Annotated in this window: 9 protein-coding genes; 3 read left to right on the top strand and 6 right to left on the bottom strand. The window is 72.0% G+C overall.

All coding sequences use genetic code 11. The features are described 5' to 3' along the window. Positions 1-129: 129 nt before the first annotated feature. From pepN (ACWCSV_RS33975) to pepN (ACWCSV_RS33995), 5 genes are all read right to left on the bottom strand, one after another. Positions 130-2,706 (bottom strand): aminopeptidase N, encoded by a 2,577-nt coding sequence (gene pepN, locus ACWCSV_RS33975; RefSeq protein ID WP_451149016.1) that lies wholly within the window; start codon positions 2,704-2,706, stop codon positions 130-132. 150 nt (positions 2,707-2,856) lie between these two features. After that, on the bottom strand, positions 2,857-3,885 hold the full coding sequence (locus ACWCSV_RS33980) for an aspartate-semialdehyde dehydrogenase (RefSeq protein ID WP_451149018.1): 1,029 nt from the start codon (positions 3,883-3,885) through the stop codon (positions 2,857-2,859). Between the two features lie 343 nt (positions 3,886-4,228). Continuing rightward, positions 4,229-7,534: a S8 family serine peptidase gene (locus tag ACWCSV_RS33985; RefSeq protein ID WP_451149020.1), complete on the bottom strand. Its 3,306-nt coding sequence runs from the start codon at positions 7,532-7,534 to the stop codon at positions 4,229-4,231. Between the two features lie 215 nt (positions 7,535-7,749). Then, on the bottom strand, positions 7,750-8,889 hold the full coding sequence (locus ACWCSV_RS33990; RefSeq protein WP_451149022.1) for a hypothetical protein: 1,140 nt from the start codon (positions 8,887-8,889) through the stop codon (positions 7,750-7,752). Between the two features lie 156 nt (positions 8,890-9,045). Further along, positions 9,046-11,628 (bottom strand): aminopeptidase N, encoded by a 2,583-nt coding sequence (pepN, locus tag ACWCSV_RS33995; protein ID WP_451149024.1) that lies wholly within the window; start codon positions 11,626-11,628, stop codon positions 9,046-9,048. Between the two features lie 129 nt (positions 11,629-11,757). On the opposite strand from pepN (ACWCSV_RS33995), the gene ACWCSV_RS34000 reads away from it, so the two are divergent. The 3 genes from ACWCSV_RS34000 to ACWCSV_RS34010 all read left to right on the top strand — a co-directional run bounded on the left by ACWCSV_RS34000 (position 11,758) and on the right by ACWCSV_RS34010 (position 15,458). Further along, the gene (locus tag ACWCSV_RS34000; protein WP_451149026.1) at positions 11,758-12,408 is read left to right on the top strand and encodes a mycothiol-dependent nitroreductase Rv2466c family protein; all 651 of its coding nucleotides are present in this window, start codon (positions 11,758-11,760) and stop codon (positions 12,406-12,408) included. Positions 12,409-12,583: 175 nt separating this feature from the next. Next, the gene (locus ACWCSV_RS34005; protein WP_451149028.1) at positions 12,584-13,978 is read left to right on the top strand and encodes an MFS transporter; all 1,395 of its coding nucleotides are present in this window, start codon (positions 12,584-12,586) and stop codon (positions 13,976-13,978) included. Beyond that, positions 13,968-15,458 carry a pyridoxal phosphate-dependent decarboxylase family protein gene (locus ACWCSV_RS34010; protein ID WP_451149030.1) on the top strand — a complete coding sequence of 497 codons (1,491 nt, stop codon included), beginning with the start codon at positions 13,968-13,970 and terminating at the stop codon, positions 15,456-15,458. Before ACWCSV_RS34005 ends, ACWCSV_RS34010 begins: the two co-directional genes overlap by 11 nt. A gap of 145 nt (positions 15,459-15,603) precedes the next feature. On the opposite strand, the gene ACWCSV_RS34015 is transcribed toward ACWCSV_RS34010, so the two are convergent. Continuing rightward, positions 15,604-16,245: a superoxide dismutase gene (locus ACWCSV_RS34015; RefSeq protein WP_451149032.1), complete on the bottom strand. Its 642-nt coding sequence runs from the start codon at positions 16,243-16,245 to the stop codon at positions 15,604-15,606. Positions 16,246-16,444 lie beyond the last annotated feature (199 nt).

A 16,444-nucleotide genomic window follows, 5' to 3' on the forward strand; every position in this document is an offset into this window, starting at 1 on the left:
GTGCGACCTCACGGACCGTACGCAGGTGACCGGGATGGTCGTCCCTTCTCGGCGCGTACGGCGAACTGCACCTCGGCCCCGGTACGTACCGGGGGAGGGCGCCCTCACGCGTCTCTTGCCGCCGCGGTGTTACGCGGTCGCGGCGGCGGCGTCCGCCGCCTGGGCGCGCAGCGCGCGCTCGACGCCCGCGCGGGACTCCGACATCAGCCGGCGCAGCGCCGCGTTCGGCTCGGCCGAGGCCAGCCAGGCGTCCGTGGCGTCCAGCGTCTCCTGGGAGACCTGGATCGCCGGGTAGAGGCCGATCGCGACCTGCTGGGCCATCTCGTGGCTGCGGCTGTCCCAGACCTCCTTGACCGCCGCGAAGTACTTCTCCGCGTACGGCGCCAGCAGCTCGCGCTGCTCGGTCTGGACGAAGCCGCCGATGACGGCCTCCTGGACGGCGTTCGGCAGCTTGTCGGACTCCACGACCAGCGCCCAGGCCTCCGCCTTGGCCTCCTCGGAGGGACGCGCGGCACGGGCCTCGGCCGCGTGCCGCTCGCCCGCCGCCGTCCGGTCGCGCTCGTACTCGGCGGCGATCTCCTCCTCGTCGAGCAGACCGGTCGCGGAGAGACGCTGCACGAACGCCCAGCGCAGCTCGGTGTCGACGGCCAGGCCCTCGATCGCCTTGGTGCCGTCCAGCAGCCCCTGGAGCAGGTCCAGCTGCTGCGGGGTACGGGCCGTCGCCGCGAAGGCGCGGGCCCAGGCCAGCTGGTGGTCGCTGCCGGCCTCGGCCGCGTTCAGGTGCGCCAGGGTGGCGTCCGTCCAGCGGGTCAGCAGCGCCTCGCGGGACTCCGGCGCCGCGTACTGGTCGAGCGCCAGCTTCAGCTGACGGTGCAGCGACTGCACCACACCGATGTCCGATTCCTTGCCGATGCCGGCCAGCACCAGCGCGAGGTAGTCGCGGGTCGCCAGCTCGCCGTCGCGGGTCATGTCCCAGGCCGAGGCCCAGCACAGCGCGCGCGGCAGCGACTCGGCGAAGTCGCCCAGGTGCTCGGTGACGAACCGCAGCGACTCCTCGTCGAGCCGGACCTTCGCGTAACTGAGGTCGTCGTCGTTGAGCAGCACGACGGCCGGGCGCTTCGTGCCCTCGGGCAGCTCCACCTCGGTGCGCTCGCCGTCCACGTCCAGCTCGATCCGCTCGCCGCGGACCAGCTTGCCGTCGGCGCCGAGGTCGTAGAAGCCGATCGCGATGCGGTGCGGGCGCAGCGTCGGCTCGCCCTTGGCGCCGGCCGGGAGCGCCGGGGCCTCCTGGAGCACGGCGAAGGAGGTGATGCGGCCCTCGGCGTCCGTCTCGATCGACGGGCGCAGGATGTTGATGCCGGCCGTTTCCAGCCAGGACTTCGACCAGGTCTTCAGGTCGCGGCCGGAGGTCTTCTCCAGCGCGCCCAGCAGGTCGGTGAGCCGGGTGTTGCCGAAGGCGTGCGCCTTGAAGTACGCCTGCACGCCCGCGAAGAACTCGTCCTTGCCGACGTACGCGACGAGCTGCTTGAGGACCGAGGCGCCCTTGGCGTAGGTGATCCCGTCGAAGTTGACGAGGACGTCGTCGAGGTCGTTGATCTCCGCCATGATCGGGTGGGTGGACGGCAGCTGGTCCTGCCGGTACGCCCAGGTCTTCATGGAGTTGGCGAACGTGGTCCACGACTGCGGCCACCACGAGCCCTCGGCGTCCGCCAGGCAGGCGATCGAGGTGTAGGTGGCGAACGACTCGTTCAGCCAGAGGTCGTTCCACCACTCCATGGTGACCAGGTCGCCGAACCACATGTGGGCCAGCTCGTGGAGGATGGTCTCCGCGCGGCCCTCGTACGCGGCGTCGGTGACCTTGGAGCGGAAGACGTACTGGTCGCGGATGGTGACCGCGCCCGCGTTCTCCATCGCGCCGGCGTTGAACTCCGGTACGAAGAGCTGGTCGTACTTGGCGAACGGGTACGCGTAGTCGAACTTCTGCTGGAACCAGTCGAAGCCCAGCCGGGTGACCTCGAAGATGTGCTCCGCGTCGAGGTGTTCGGCGAGCGAGGGGCGGCAGTAGATGCCGAGCGGCACCGTCTGGCCGTCGCGCTCGTAGCTGCTGTGCACCGAGTGGTACGGGCCGGCGATCAGTGCGGTGATGTACGTCGAGATGCGGGGCGTCGGCGCGAAGGTCCAGACGTCGTCCGCCGGCTCGGGCGTCGGGGAGTTCGAGATCACGGTCCAGCCCGCGGGGGCCTTGACGGTGAAGGCGAAGGTGGCCTTCAGGTCGGGCTGCTCGAAGCTGGCGAACACCCGCCGCGCGTCCGGCACCTCGAACTGGGTGTAGAGGTACGCCTGCTCGTCCACCGGGTCGACGAACCGGTGCAGGCCCTCACCGGTGTTGGTGTACGCGCAGTCGGCGACGACCTTCAGCTCGTTCGCGCCCTCGCGCAGGTGCGGCAGGGCGATCCGCGCGTCGCGGAAGACGGCGGCGACGTCCAGCGAGGTGCCGTTGAGGACGACGTCGTGCACGGCGGGGGCGATGAGGTCGATGAAGGTCTCCGCACCGGCCTCCGCGGATTCGAAGCGCACGGTGGTGACGGACCGGAAGGACCCGCCTTCCTGCGCCCCGGAGAGGTCGAGCTCGACCTCGTAGGAGTCCACGGTCAGCAGGCGGGCCCGCTCCTGTGCCTCTTCGCGGGTCAGATTCGTGCCAGGCACCCGGTCATCTCCTTCGATGGTGACGTTTCGGGTCATCCTTCCACGTCAGGGGTGCGGGGCGTTAAGCGCTTTCGCGCGGAGCGGAGCCGGGGAAACCAAGCGCGAGGGGGCGGCCACCGGTGGTCACCGGTGGCCGCCCCCTCGGGTGGGTCAGCCGTTCAGCTCGGCCGCCACCAGCTCCGCGATCTGCACCGCGTTCAGGGCCGCGCCCTTGCGGAGGTTGTCGTTGGAGACGAAGAGCGCGAGGCCGTGCTCGACGGTCTCGTCGACCCGGATGCGGCCGACGTACGAGGGGTCCTTGCCGGCCGCCTGGAGCGGGGTGGGAATCTCGGAGAGCTCGACGCCCTCGGCGTTCCCGAGCAGCTCGTAGGCACGCTCGACGCTGATCGGACGCGCGAACCGGGCGTTGATCTGGAGCGAGTGGCCGGAGAAGACCGGCACGCGCACGCAGGTGCCGGAGACCTTGAGCTCCGGGATGCCGAGGATCTTGCGGGACTCGTTGCGGAGCTTCTGCTCCTCGTCCGTCTCGAACGAGCCGTCGTCCACGATCGAACCCGCCAGCGGCACCACGTTGAAGGCGATCGGGCGCTTGTAGACGCCGGGCTCCGGGAAGTCCACGGCCCCGCCGTCGTGGGTCAGCCGGTCCGCGTCGGCGACGACCTTGGAGGCCTGGCCGTGCAGCTCGGAGACGCCGGCGACACCGGAGCCGGAGACCGCCTGGTAGGTGGCGACGGTGAGGGTCTCCAGACCCGCCTCGTCGTGCAGGGGGCGCAGCACGGGCATCGCGGCCATCGTGGTGCAGTTCGGGTTGGCGATGATGCCCTTGGGGCGGTCCAGCGCGGCCTTCGGGTTGACCTCGGAGACGACCAGCGGGACCTCGGGGTCCATGCGCCAGGCGGAGGAGTTGTCGATCACCACGGCGCCCTGCCGGGCGACCTTCTCCGCGAGGGCCCGGGAGGTGGCGCCGCCGGCGGAGAAGATGACGATCTGCAGGCCCGTGTAGTCGGCGGTGGAGGCGTCCTCGACGGTGACCTCGGTGCCCTTGAAGTCGATCGTGGAGCCCGCGGAGCGGGCCGAGGCGAACAGCCGCAGCTGGGTGACCGGGAACTCACGCTCGGCCAGGATCTTGCGCAGGACTGTGCCGACCTGACCGGTGGCGCCGACGATTCCGACCTTCACGGAAGACTCCTCTGTACGTGTGTGCGGCCCGGGGGGCCCGTCCCGTCGTCCCTGGTGAGCGGGTACGAGGTGCGGCCCTTTGCCGCCCCATGATGCGTATGTCCCTGCCCACCTTGTCCAATCCATTGTCCGGCCTGCGGACTCCTGCCGCCCCGGCCGCAGGTTCTGCCGTCGCGCGGGCCCGGGGAGCGAACATCTTCGGCGGGGCGCCGGGGCTCGTCGGCAGCCGGTTGAGCCCCGCTTCCCCGCTCCGCCCGGCCCCGGACGTGCGGCGGGGCGGGCGCCCGTGAGAGCGCCCGCCCCGCCGGTCCGGCGGCCGGTCCGAGGACCGGCCGCCGGGGTGTTACCCGGTGACCTTGTCGATCAGGACGCTGCCGGTGCCCGCGGCGGTGCCGTGGGAGTTCACCAGCTGGACCTCGCCGAAGAACTGCCGGCCCGCGGGGGCCGCCGCGGCGACGAGCACCTCGGCGCCGAAGTCGGCGGACGCGCCGCTCGCCAGGCTGACCGGGGTCGACTCGTCGACCTTGATCGTGCCGAGCGCCGCGGAGTAGTACACGTCCCGGTAGTCGTACGCGGTGGTGCCGGACGGAACGTCGTAGCCGTCCACCTCGACCGTGTAGGTACCGGCGGGCGGCGAGGCGATGCTCACCGACTCCTCGGAACCGGCGGTGGTCGAGGCGCCGACCTGGACGCCACCGAGGTAGACGTACAGGTCGATGTCCGCGTTGGTGTCCGAGGTGGAGCCGATGGCGACGTCGAGCTTCTCGGCGCCCGCCGGGACGGTCACCTGGAACGTCTGCGACTGGCCCGTGGAGATCGACGGACGCTCGACGGCGGCCGAACCGAGGCTGCCGCCCTTGAGGTTGCCGGTCAGCGCGGCGGCCTCGTTGGTGACGGTCCAGTGCACCGCGGCCGGGGTGCCGATCTTCGCCTCGGCGATGGTCTGCACCGCCGGGTCGAAGGTCGCGCCGAGCAGCGAGACGTCGAGCTTGAACGGGTTGTCCAGGAGCGGCGACGTACGGCGGGCCTCGACCTCGATCTCCCACACGCCGGGCTGCGGGGCCTGGTAGGCACGCGCGTCCGGGCGGCAGGTGTTGGTCGGGCTCGTGTAGTTCGGGTAGCAGTAGATCGTGGAGCTGTCCTCGATCGCCACGCCGTACGGGTGGATCGAGATGAACCGCGTCTGGCTGCCCGAGCGCAGGCCGCTGAGCGCGACCTCCAGCGTCTTGGCGCCCTCGGGCACGTTCAGGAAGTACGACGTGGTGCTGTTGCGCTGCACCGAGCCGGACGCCTTGAACGCGTTCGCCGGGGCCTCGATGTCGGTGGCGACGACGACGGTGGCCAGGATCTGCTGGTCCACGCCCACGGTCTTGGCGTCGTTCACCTCCAGGATGGCGCTGTGCGTGCCGGCCGAGCGCGGCTGCGCCTGGACCTTCACGGTCACCGGGGTGCCGAGCGGCAGCTTGACGGTGCTCGGGCCGACCAGCTTGAAGGTGCCGTCGTCGTTCTTCCACGACAGCTTGTGCGCCACGTCGCGGTCGGCGCCCGTCGTACGGGTGATGACCACGTCGTACGTCTTCTTCTGGCCGGTCTTCAGGCCGCCCTCACGGTCGTAGAGGCCGGTGCCGAAGCCCGGGTCCTTGAGCGCGAAGTCGATCGAGGTGTCGACCGGGGCCTTGACCGCGTACTCGTTGGCCGTGGCGCCCTTCTTGATGAGCTTCCACGCGTCCAGGATGTTGATCAGACCGGAACCCTGGGCGTGCGCCGGCACGTTCTTGATCTGGGTCGCGGAGCTGGTCAGCGCGGTGCGCAGATCGGCCGGGGGCAGCTCGATGTGCTTCTGCTTCGCGGCGGAGAGCAGCAGCGCGGTGGCGCCGGCGGCCTGCGGGGAGGCCATCGAGGTTCCCTGGAGCATCGAGTAGCCGGCCGGCAGCGAGTAGCCCGCCTCGGCGACCGGAACACCGGGCAGCCAGGTCGGGGTGGTGTTGATCGCCGCGCCGGGGGCGCTGATGATCGGCGCGAATCCGCCGTCCTCACGCGGACCGCGCGAGGAGAAGGGCAGCATGTCGTACTTCTTGGTCACCAGGGAGCCGTAGTTGGCCGCCCAGGTGTCCTTGGAGATCGACGCGCCCACCGAGATGACGTGGTCGGCGAGACCGGGGTCACCGATGGTGTTCACGCCCGGGCCGTCGTTGCCGGCCGAGATGACCAGCTGGACGCCGTAGATGTCGATGAGCTGCTTGTACAGCTCGGCGCGGGCGTTGTTGCCGTCGTTGAGCGGCGGCAGGCCGCCGATCGACATGTTGACGACGTCGACACCGCGGTTCACGACGAGGTCGATCATGCCCTCGGTGAGCGCGATGTTGGTGCAGCCGCCGGACCAGGTGCAGGCACGCGAGGAGACGATCTTCGCGCCGGGGGCCGCGCCGTTCATCGCGCCGCCGAACAGGCCGTTGGCCGCGGTGATGCCCGCGACGTGCGTACCGTGCTCGCCCTCGATGACACCGATGCTGACGTAGTCCGAGGTGGCGCCCGCCGCGTTGTAGACGACGTTCTTGCGCGTCTCCACGACGAACGGGATGCGCTCGGCGACATCGGTGCGCGGGTCGTCCTTGCCGAAGTAGGCGACCTGGAACTTCTCGTTGTACGGCTTGAGGGCCGTGTCGTCGGAGAAGTCCCCATTGCTGTTCAGGTCCACCCGGGTCACACCGGTGACCGGGTCGTACAGCACGCCCCAGCTGTCGGTGTTGTCACCGTCGCGGTTGAGGTCGCCCGCCATCTCGCCGCCGTTGGTGGCGGACTCCCGGAACAGGCTGAACTTGTACGAGCCCGCGGGCGCCTTGTACGTGACACCGCCGAGGGTGAACGACGGGCCGGAGACGGCCTGCGTCATCCGCAGCCAGGTGCCGTCGCCGTCGCTGACCGGGTCGGTCGCGGTCACCCAGTCGACGATCTTGCGCTCGCCGGTGCTGGTCTTCTGGAGCGCCGGGTGGGCGAGGTCCACACCGGAGTCCAGGATGCCGATGGTGATGCCCCGGCCGTCCGCCTTCGGGTTCTGCTTCACGAAGTCGACCGCACCCGTCTCGAAGGACGGGTTGTACGGGTTCTTCGCGGGCGTCTTCTTCGACGGCGCCGCGTACGAGGAGGACGTCCTGGCCGTCTTCGCGCCGGCGGCACGGTCGGCCGACGGCGTCGGGTCGTCCAGCTCGATCTCCTGCTGGAGGTCGATGCCGAGCACCGACGACAGCTTCGAGGCCGAGGCGATGGTGGCCTTCGCCGTCTTGGTCGGGACGGTCGCCCGGACGTAACCGAGCTTGTCGTACGTGATGCCGGGCACCGAGCCGCTGACGGCGTCGAGCTGGCTCTTGACCTGCTCGGTCGCGCCGGGCTTCGTCGCGACCATCAGCGTGACGGACTTCTCGCCCTGGGCCTCGGCCTGCGCCAGCACCTCCGCGTCGGACTTGCCGAGCTTGTCGCCGGACTGGCTCGCGGCGGCGGGCTTGACGGTGGTCGGGGCCGGGTCGTCGGCGGCGAAGACCGGGGTGGTGGCGGTGGCGGCGAGCGCGGCCACCAGACCCGCTGCGGCCGCCACCCGGGCGACCCGTCTCGCCGTCGGTATGGAGCCGGGGGAATCCTTGGTCATCAGCATCCCTGCGATCGGAAAGAATGAGTCCGGAATTCGGTACCGGATGACCGCTCACCCTTTCGTATCCGACAGGGTTTTGTGGAGAGTTGACGGAGGCGCGTAGACGACATGGCGTAGATCCGCCACCGCTGCCCCTGCGTCACCGGGGAGAAAAGGTGTCAGATCATGACCTTGTCAGAGCCTCGGCGAGCCGTCCCGCCCGGAGCCCCCCACTCCGCTCAGCGGGGCGACGCGACCACGTACGCCGCCGGTTCCCGGTCCCGCGCCGCGCACAGCGCCGTCCGTACCAGGTCCGCCTGCTCCTCCATCGCCTCGCGCAGCCGCTCCGCCCGGAGCCGCACCACCGTAACCCCGAGCCGCTCCAGATGCTCCCGCCGCACCGCGTGCGCGGCCGGTCCCGGGTCCCGTCCGTCGAGGCGGCGCGACCCGCGCGGGGCGGGCCGGGGCGCGGAGGCGGCGGCGTGGCGGGACGCGTGGACGGTGTCCAGCTCCACCGCCACCGCCTCCTCGGGCCAGTAGGCGTCCACGCTGCCCAGCTGCGGGCCGCCGGGCAGCCGCAGGTCCACGTTCCACACCGGCTCGGGCAGCCGGTGCAGCCGCACCATCGCGTACAGCCGCTCCTCGGCGATGCTCCGGCCCTCCGCGAGCAGCAGCTCCACCGCGCGGGTCACCGCGGGCCGGCCCAGCAGCTTCGCCGCGCTCAACTCGGCGACGACCGCGCCGGGTTCGCAGTGTCCGTCGCGGACCGCCTCGGTCAGCAGCAGGCGTACCGCGACCGGCTCGTCGAGCCCGGCCACCACGTCGGCGACGGCCCGCTCCGCGGTCACCACCGGAATCCCGCCGACCGTCACCCGCTCCCGGGGGAGGGCCGTGCGCACCACCCGGACGAAGCCCGCCGCCCGCAGCCGCCTGGTGCGCGGCACGAGGACGTCGACCCGGGTGAGCGCCGGTACGGGCGGCGCCGCGGCGAAGCCGTGCAGCGCCAGAGCCGCCACCCCGGTGACGACGGCGTCCCCGGCGGCGACGGCGTCCCCGGCGTCGCCCGTGCCGGCGACGAGGTCCGTACCCGCGACGAGGTCCGGACCGGCCGCGGTGTCCCTGCCGCGGCGCCCGGCGGTGGGGCGGCCCGCGTACAGCAGTGCCGCGCGCAGCCGCTCCCGCCCGTCGGCCGGTCCGGTGTGCAGCAGGTAGACGCCGGGCAGCAGCTGCTGCCAGGGACCGCGGGGCGTACAGCGCCCGGAGACCTGGGCGGCGGTCAGGCCCTGCCGCCGCAGCTGTGCGCCGGTGACCACCCGGAGGTCCGCCCCGGGCGTGCGGGGGAGGGCGCGGGGGGAGGACAGGGACGTGTCGTGGTTCATGCACAGGGGCCTTCCGCCGACGGACCGGCCGCTAACCCCTGTTACAGGCCCGTCGCCATACCAGGACAGCCCGGCTCCCCTGCGTACGGACCGATGATCGAAATGGGCCGCCGTGCGGGGGTTGCCCGGGACCCGCCCGGGCAGCCCCCGCGGGGGTCAGGCCGCCGCGTCGCACTCCTGACCGCGCAGCGCGCGCGCCAGGTCGTCGCGGGCCTCCAGCACCAGGCGGCGCAGCGCGGGCGCGGCGTCCTCGTGCTCCTTCAGCCAGGCGTCGGTGGCCTCCAGGGTGGCCGGGTCGTCCTGGAGCCCCGGGAACAGGCCCGAGACCACGTGCATCCCGATCTGGATGGAGCGCTCCTTCCAGACCCGCTCGATCGCCGCGAAGTACTTCCCGGTGTACGGCGCGAGGAGTCCGCGCTGCGAGGGCCGGACGAAACCGGCGATGGTCGCCTCCACCAGGGCGTTGGAGAGCCGGTCGGACTCCACGACCGCTGCCCACGCCTGGTCCTTGACCGCCGCCGAGGGGCGCGCCGCGAGGCAGCGCACCTGGTGGCGCTTGCCCGACGCCGTGTCGTCGCGGGCCAGTTCGGCGCCGATCGCCGCCTCGTCGGCCAGGCCGTGCGCGGCCAGCGGGAAGAGGAACGCCCAGCGCAGCTCCTGATCGACGGCGAGGCCGTCGATCGTGGCGGAGCCGTCGAGCAGCTCGCCCAGCAGGCGGAAGTCCTCGTCCGACGAGGCCGTCGAGGCGAAGAACCGGGCCCAGGTCAGCTGGTCCTGGCCGCCCGGCACGGCGAGCCGCAGCTCGCGCAGCGCACCCTCGGCCAGCAGCCTGCCGCCCTCCTCGCGCCAGGCCGGGGCCGCGTAGTGGGTGAGTGCGGAGAGGGCCCAGTTGTGCAGCATCTGGAGCACCCCGATGTCCGACTCGCGCCCGGCGAAGGCGAGGACCAGAGCGATGAAGTCGCGGGCCGGCATCAGCCCGTCGCGGGTCATGTTCCACAGCGCCGACCAGCAGAGCGCGCGGGCCAGCGGGTCGGTGACGGCGCCGAGGTGGTCGCGCAGGGTGGCGAGCGAGCGCTCGTCGAAGCGGACCTTGCAGTACGTCAGGTCGTCGTCGTTGACGAGGACCAGCTCGGGCTTCTCGGCCCCGGCCAGCTCGGCGACGACCGTCCGCGCCCCCGCCACGTCCGTCTCGACGCGGGCGTACCGCGCCAGCGCGCCGTTCCCGTCGTGCCGGTACAGGCCCACCGCGATCCGGTGCGGGCGCAGTTCCGGATGGGAGGCGGCGGCCTCCTGGACCACGGCGAGCTCGGCGATCCGGCCCTCGGAGTCGTACGACAGCACCGGCGTGAGGCTGTTGACGCCCGCCGTCTGGAGCCAGGCGCCGGACCAGGCGGTCATGTCGCGGCCGGAGGTGTCGGCGAGCACCGACAGCAGGTCGCCGAGGCGGGTGTTGCCGTAGGCGTGCTGCTTGAAGTAGCGCCGGGCGCCTTCGAGGAACGCGTCCCGTCCGACGTACGCCACGAGCTGCTTCAGCACCGAGGCGCCCTTGGCGTACGTGATGCCGTCGAAGTTCAGCTTGGCGTCCTCCAGGTCGCGGATGTCGGCCGTGACCGGGTGGGTGGAGGGCAGCTGGTCGGCCCGGTAGGCCCACGCCTTCCGGTTGTTGGCGAAGGTGATCCAGCCGTTGGTGAAGCGGGTCGCCTCGACCATCGAGAAGGAGCCCATGAAGTCCGCGAAGGACTCCTTCAGCCACAGGTCGTCCCACCAGCTCATGGTGACGAGGTCGCCGAACCACATGTGCGCCATCTCGTGCAGGATGACGTTGGCCCGGCGCTCGTAGGACGCGGTGGTGACCTTGCCGCGGTAGATGTACTCCTCGCGGAAGGTGACCATCCCCGGGTTCTCCATGGCGCCGAGGTTGTACTCCGGCACGAACGCCTGGTCGTACTTCCCGAACGGGTACGGGTAGTCGAAGTGGTCGTGGAAGAAGTCCAGGCCCTGCTTGGTGATGAGGAAGACGTCGTCCGCGTCGAAGTGGCGGGCGAGACCCTTGCGGCACATCGCGCCGAGCGGGATCTCCAGCGTGCTGCCGTCCTCGAAGGTACGGGAGTAGTGGTCGGTCACGTAGTGGTACGGCCCCGCGACCACGGTGGTGATGTACGTCGAGATCGGCTTGGTCTCGGCGAACCGCCACACCCCGCCCTCGTGGGACTCCTCGGCGCCGTTGCTCCACACCCGCCAGCCCTCGGGGGCCGCCACCTCGAAGCGGTACGGGGCCTTGAGGTCGGGCTGCTCGAAGTTGGCGAAGACCCGGCGGGCGTCGGCCGGCTCGTACTGCGTGTAGAGGTAGACCTCGCCGTCCTCCGGGTCGACGAACCGGTGCATTCCCTCGCCGGTACGGCTGTACGCGCAACGCGCGTCGACCACCAGGACGTTCTCGCCCTCGGCCAGGCCGTCCAGCGCCACCCGGACCCCGTCGAAGACGGCCGCCGGGTCGAGCGCGGTGCCGTTCAGGGTCACCGCGTCCACGCCCGGGGCGATCAGGTCGGCGAAGGTGGAGGCACCCGCGCGGGCCGAGCGGAAGCGGATCGTGGTCACGGACCGGAAAGTGCGCGGGGCGCCCTCCTCATCGGCCCCGCCGGTGGCGGACCGCAGATCGAGAGCGATCTCGTATCCGTCGACCGTCAGCAGCTCCGCCCGCTCGCGGGCCTCTTCGCGGGACAGGTTCTCACCGGGCACCGGCACTCCTTCGTGGCTCGATATCGAATGTTTTGATCCTCGCATGCCGCTCTGCGCGGAATCTCAGGGGAATCTCCTGACGGCCCCACGCGTTGTGCCGCGCGGAGACCGACGCTGCCAAGGAGAGACATGCCCGACACCACCACCGCACCCGGCAAGACCCCCGCGGACTTCTGGTTCGACCCGCTCTGCCCGTGGGCGTGGATGACCTCCCGCTGGATGCTCGAGGTCGAGAAGGTCCGCGACGTCGAGGTCCGCTGGCACGTGATGAGCCTCGCCGTCCTCAACGAGGACAAGCTGGACCAGCTGCCCGAGGAGTACCGCGACATGCTGGAGAAGAAGGCGTGGGGCCCGGTCCGGGTCGTCGTCGCCGCCCAGCAGCTGCACGGTGACGAGGTCACCGGCCCGCTCTACACCGCGCTCGGCACCCGCTTCCACAACAACGGCGAGGGCCCGACCCGCGAAGCGGTCCTCGGTGCGCTCGCCGACGTCGGCCTGCCCGCCTCGCTCGCCGACTTCATGGACGACGCCACCTACGACGCCGAGCTGCGCGCCTCCCACCAGGAGGGCATCGACAAGGTCGGCCAGGAGGTCGGCACCCCGGTCATCGCCGTGCCCGGCGCCGACGGCGAGCAGGTCGCGTTCTTCGGCCCGGTCGTGACCCCCGCCCCCAAGGGCGAGGCCGCGGCGAAGCTCTGGGACGGCACGCTGCTGGTCGCCTCGGTCCCCGGCTTCTACGAACTCAAGCGGACCCGCACCCAGGGCCCGGTCTTCGACTGATCCACGCCGCCGTACGGGCACGGTCGTACGGGGCACGGGCCGGCGCGGGGCGAGCGTACCGGGGGCGGGCCGGCCGCGGGGGCGGGCGCCGCCCCGCGGCCGGCCCCGCATTCGTTCGCACACCCGCAACACGCGAACCCTTGTTCCCCCGGTGCGTCCGCCGCATGATCGGCGCATGCCCGCCGACAGACCCCCGCGACCCGCGTCCGCCCTGCCCCGCCGGGTGCGCGTCGGTTACGGCCTCGGTTCCCTCGCCACCGGCACCTTCTCCACCGTGCCCGGTCTCGTCCTGCTCTACTACCTCACCGACGTGCTGGCCGTGCCCGCCGCCGTCGCGGGGGCCGCCGTCTTCCTCCCCAAGGCGTGGGACGTCCTCGTCAACCCGCTGGTCGGCGCGGCCTCCGACCGCAGTCGCCTGCGCGGCGGCCCCCGCCGCCCCTTCCTGCTGATCGGCGCCTGCACCCTGCCGCCGTCCTTCGCGCTGATCTTCGCCGCCCCGGACCTGCGCGGGGGAGCCGCCGCCGGATACGTCGCCGTGCTCTTCCTGCTCGCCGCGACCGCGTACGCCGTGTTCCAGGTGCCGTACGTGACGATGCCCGCCGAGATGACCGAGGATCCCGCCGAGCGGGGCCGGGTGCTGGCCTGGCGGGTGGCGTTCCTCGGCGTGGCCATCCTGCTCTCCGGCGCCCTGGCCCCCGCCATCGCGCACGCGGAGGGCGACACCCCCGCGAGCTACCGGCTGATGGGCGTCGTCGTCGCCGTGCTCCTCGCGGCGGGCATGTTCGGCGCCTGGTTCACCACCCGGTGGGCCCCCACCGTCGCCCGCAGCGAGGCCGAACCCTCCCTCCGCGCCCAGCTCGCCGCCGCCCGCACCCATGTGCCCTTCCTCAATCTCGCCGGCATGTGGACGCTCCAGGCGCTGGCGATCGGCGTGATGCTCGCGGGCGTCCAGTACTTCGCCACCTACACCCTGGGCTCGGCGTCCGCGGTGACGCCGCTCTTCGCCTGCATGATCGGCCCGCTGGTGCTCTTCATGCCGCTCTGGAACCGGCTCGCCCGCCACAAGGGCACCCGGTACGCACAGTGGTGCGCCTCGCTGCTCTACATCGCCGGGGCCGTCGCCCTCGCCTTCACCGGGCCGGCCGGCCCGGTACTCGGCTACCTCGCGGTGGCCGCGGTCGGCATCGCGTACGCAGGCCTCCAGCTGCTGCCGCTGACCCTGCTGGCCGACACCCTCGCCGCTGACGCGGTCCGCACCGGCAAGCGCAGGACCGCTACCTTCACCGGACTGTGGACGGCCGCCGAGACCCTCGCCTTCGCCCTGGGCGCCGGGGTGTTCGCGCTGGTCCTCGCGGTGACGGGGTTCCGCTCCTCGGACGCCGACCATGAGGTCGCCCAGCCCGCCGCCGCCCTCACCGGCATCACCGCCGGGATGAGCCTGGTGCCCGCCGTCCTCGCCGCCGCCAGCCTCTGGCTGCTGCACCGCTACCGCGAGGAGGCCGGACCCACCGCCGTGACCCCTTCCGCCCCGAAAGCCGCCCCGAACGAGGACCTGACCCGTGCCGACTGACCCCGTACCCGCCCCCGCCGCGACCGGCCGCCCCGCCGCCGAGGTGCTGGCCGAACTCCGCGCCCTGCGCGGCGCCGACGCCCCCACCCGGGGCGGGCGCACCTTCGCCTACGTCTACGACGCCGGGCTCGACGGACTCGACGAGCTGACGGCCGAGGCGTACACCGCCTTCGCCACCGTCAACGGGCTCGACCCCACCGTCTTCCCCAGCGTCGCCCGGCTGGAGAACGATCTGGTCCGCGCCGCCGTCGACCTCCTCGGCGTCCCCGGCGCCCAGGGCACCTTCACCAGCGGCGGCACCGAGAGCATCCTGCTCGCCGTCAAGACCGCCCGCGACCACGCCCGTGCCGCTCGCGGGGTGACGGACCCTCAACTGGTGCTGCCCTCCACCGCCCACGCGGCCTTCCACAAGGCCGCCCACTACCTGGGCCTGGAACCGGTCGTCGTCCCCGTCGACCCGGTCACCTTCCGGGCCGACGCCGACGCGATGGCCGCCGCCCTCACCGACCGCACCGCCCTGGTGGTCGCCTCCACCCCCTCGTACGCCCACGGGGTGATCGACCCGGTCGCCGAGATCGCCGCAGCGGCCTCCGCGCGCGGGGTCCTCTGCCACGTCGACGCCTGCATCGGCGGCTGGCTGCTGCCCCATCTGCGGCGCGCCGGACGGGACATCCCGCCGTTCGACCTGTCGGTGCCCGGGGTCACCTCGCTCTCCGTCGACCTCCACAAGTACGGGTACGCCGACAAGGGCGCCTCCGTGGTGCTCTACCGGGACGCCGGACTCCGCCGCCACCAGTACTTCGCGCATGCCGGCTGGCCCGGCTACCCGGTCGTCAACCCCACCGTCCAGGGCACCAAGTCCGGCGGACTGCTCGCCCAGGCATGGGCCGCGCTCCACCACGTGGGCGAGGACGGCTACACCGCACTCGCCGGCCGGGTCGCCGAGGCGTCCGACCGGCTGCTGGCCGGGCTGCGCGCCCTCCCCGGCCTCCGGGTCCTCGGTGAACCCGCCGCCGGACTGGTGGCGTTCACCGTGCTCGGACCGGAAGCGGGGTCCGACGAGGGAGCCCCCGACCTGAGCCTGCTGCTCCACCTCGCCGACGAGATGCGCGAGCTCGGCTGGTACCTCCAGCCCCAGCTCTCCTTCGACGGCCTCCCGCCCAACCTGCACCTCACGCTCACCCCGGCCACCGTCGGCCAGGTCGACGCCCTCCTCGCCGACCTGGCGAAGGCGCTGGTCGCCGCCCGCGCGCTGGAGCCGGTCGCGGTCGACCCCGCACTCGCCGCGCTCGCCGCCGGCCTGGACCCGGACACGCTCGGGCCGGAGGAGGTCGCGGGGGTGCTCGCCTTCGCCGGTCTCGACGGGGACGCCGGTCTGCCCGGCCGGATGGCCCCGGTGCTGGTGCTGCTGGACGCCCTGCCGGGACGGCTGAAGGAGCGTCTGCTCGCGGAGTTCATCGGCGCGGTCTTCCGCGTCTGAGGTCCGGCGCTCCCGGGCGGACAGGGGAGAGCCCCCGCGGACCATGTCTCCGCGGGGGCTCTCCGTCCATCCGCCTGCCGGGTGAGGGTTGAGAAGACGATCACGAGGCAGGACGCTTCAGCGGCCGGGCTCGGCGGCCGGAGTGTCAGGGGGCGAGCAGCAGCACGTTCTCGCGCGCCTGGGCGGCGGCGTACCGCCGGGCCACGTCCTGCCAGTCGACGACCCGCCACATCGCCTCGATGAAGTCGACCTTCTGGTTCTTGTACTGGAGGTAGAAGGCGTGCTCCCAGGCGTCGAAGACGAGGATCGGCACCGATCCCTGGCCGACGTTGCCCTGGTGGTCGTAGACCTGCTCGACGATCAGCCGGCCGCTCAGCGGCTCGTACGCGAGCACGCCCCAGCCCGAACCCTGGGTCGTGGCGGCGGCCTTCGTCAGCTGGGACTTGAATCCGGCGAACGAGCCGAAGGAGGCGGTGATCGCGTCCGCGAGGTCGCCGACACCGTCCGCCGCGAGCGGTTCGCCGCCACCGTCGCCGGTCATGTTGTGCCAGTAGATCGAGTGCAGGATGTGCCCGGAGAGGTGGAACGCGAGGTTCTTCTGCAGCCCGTTGACCGCGCCCCAGGCCTCCTTCTCCCGGGCCTCCTCCAGCTGCTCCAGGGTGTCGTTCGCGCCCTTCACGTACGCCGCGTGGTGCTTGTCGTGGTGGAGCTCGATGATCTGCGGGTTGATGACCGGTTCCAGCGCCGCGTAGTCGTACGGGAGTTCCGGGAGCGTGTAGGTGGCCATGGTGGGGACCCTTCAGATGCTCAGCAGTTGTTATTGCAACCTATGTGCAAGTACACGCTAGCAGGAAGAAGATCATGCGGGCGAGAGGGCCCGGCGGAAATCCGTACGCGAAAAAGGAGCGGCGGTCCGGGGACTCCCCGGACCTCCGGCCGTACTCTCCGGCTCGCCACCCGGCTCCGTCACCGTGGTCCCCGACGTC

The sequence above is a fragment of the Streptomyces sp. NPDC001770 genome (assembly GCF_053596135.1).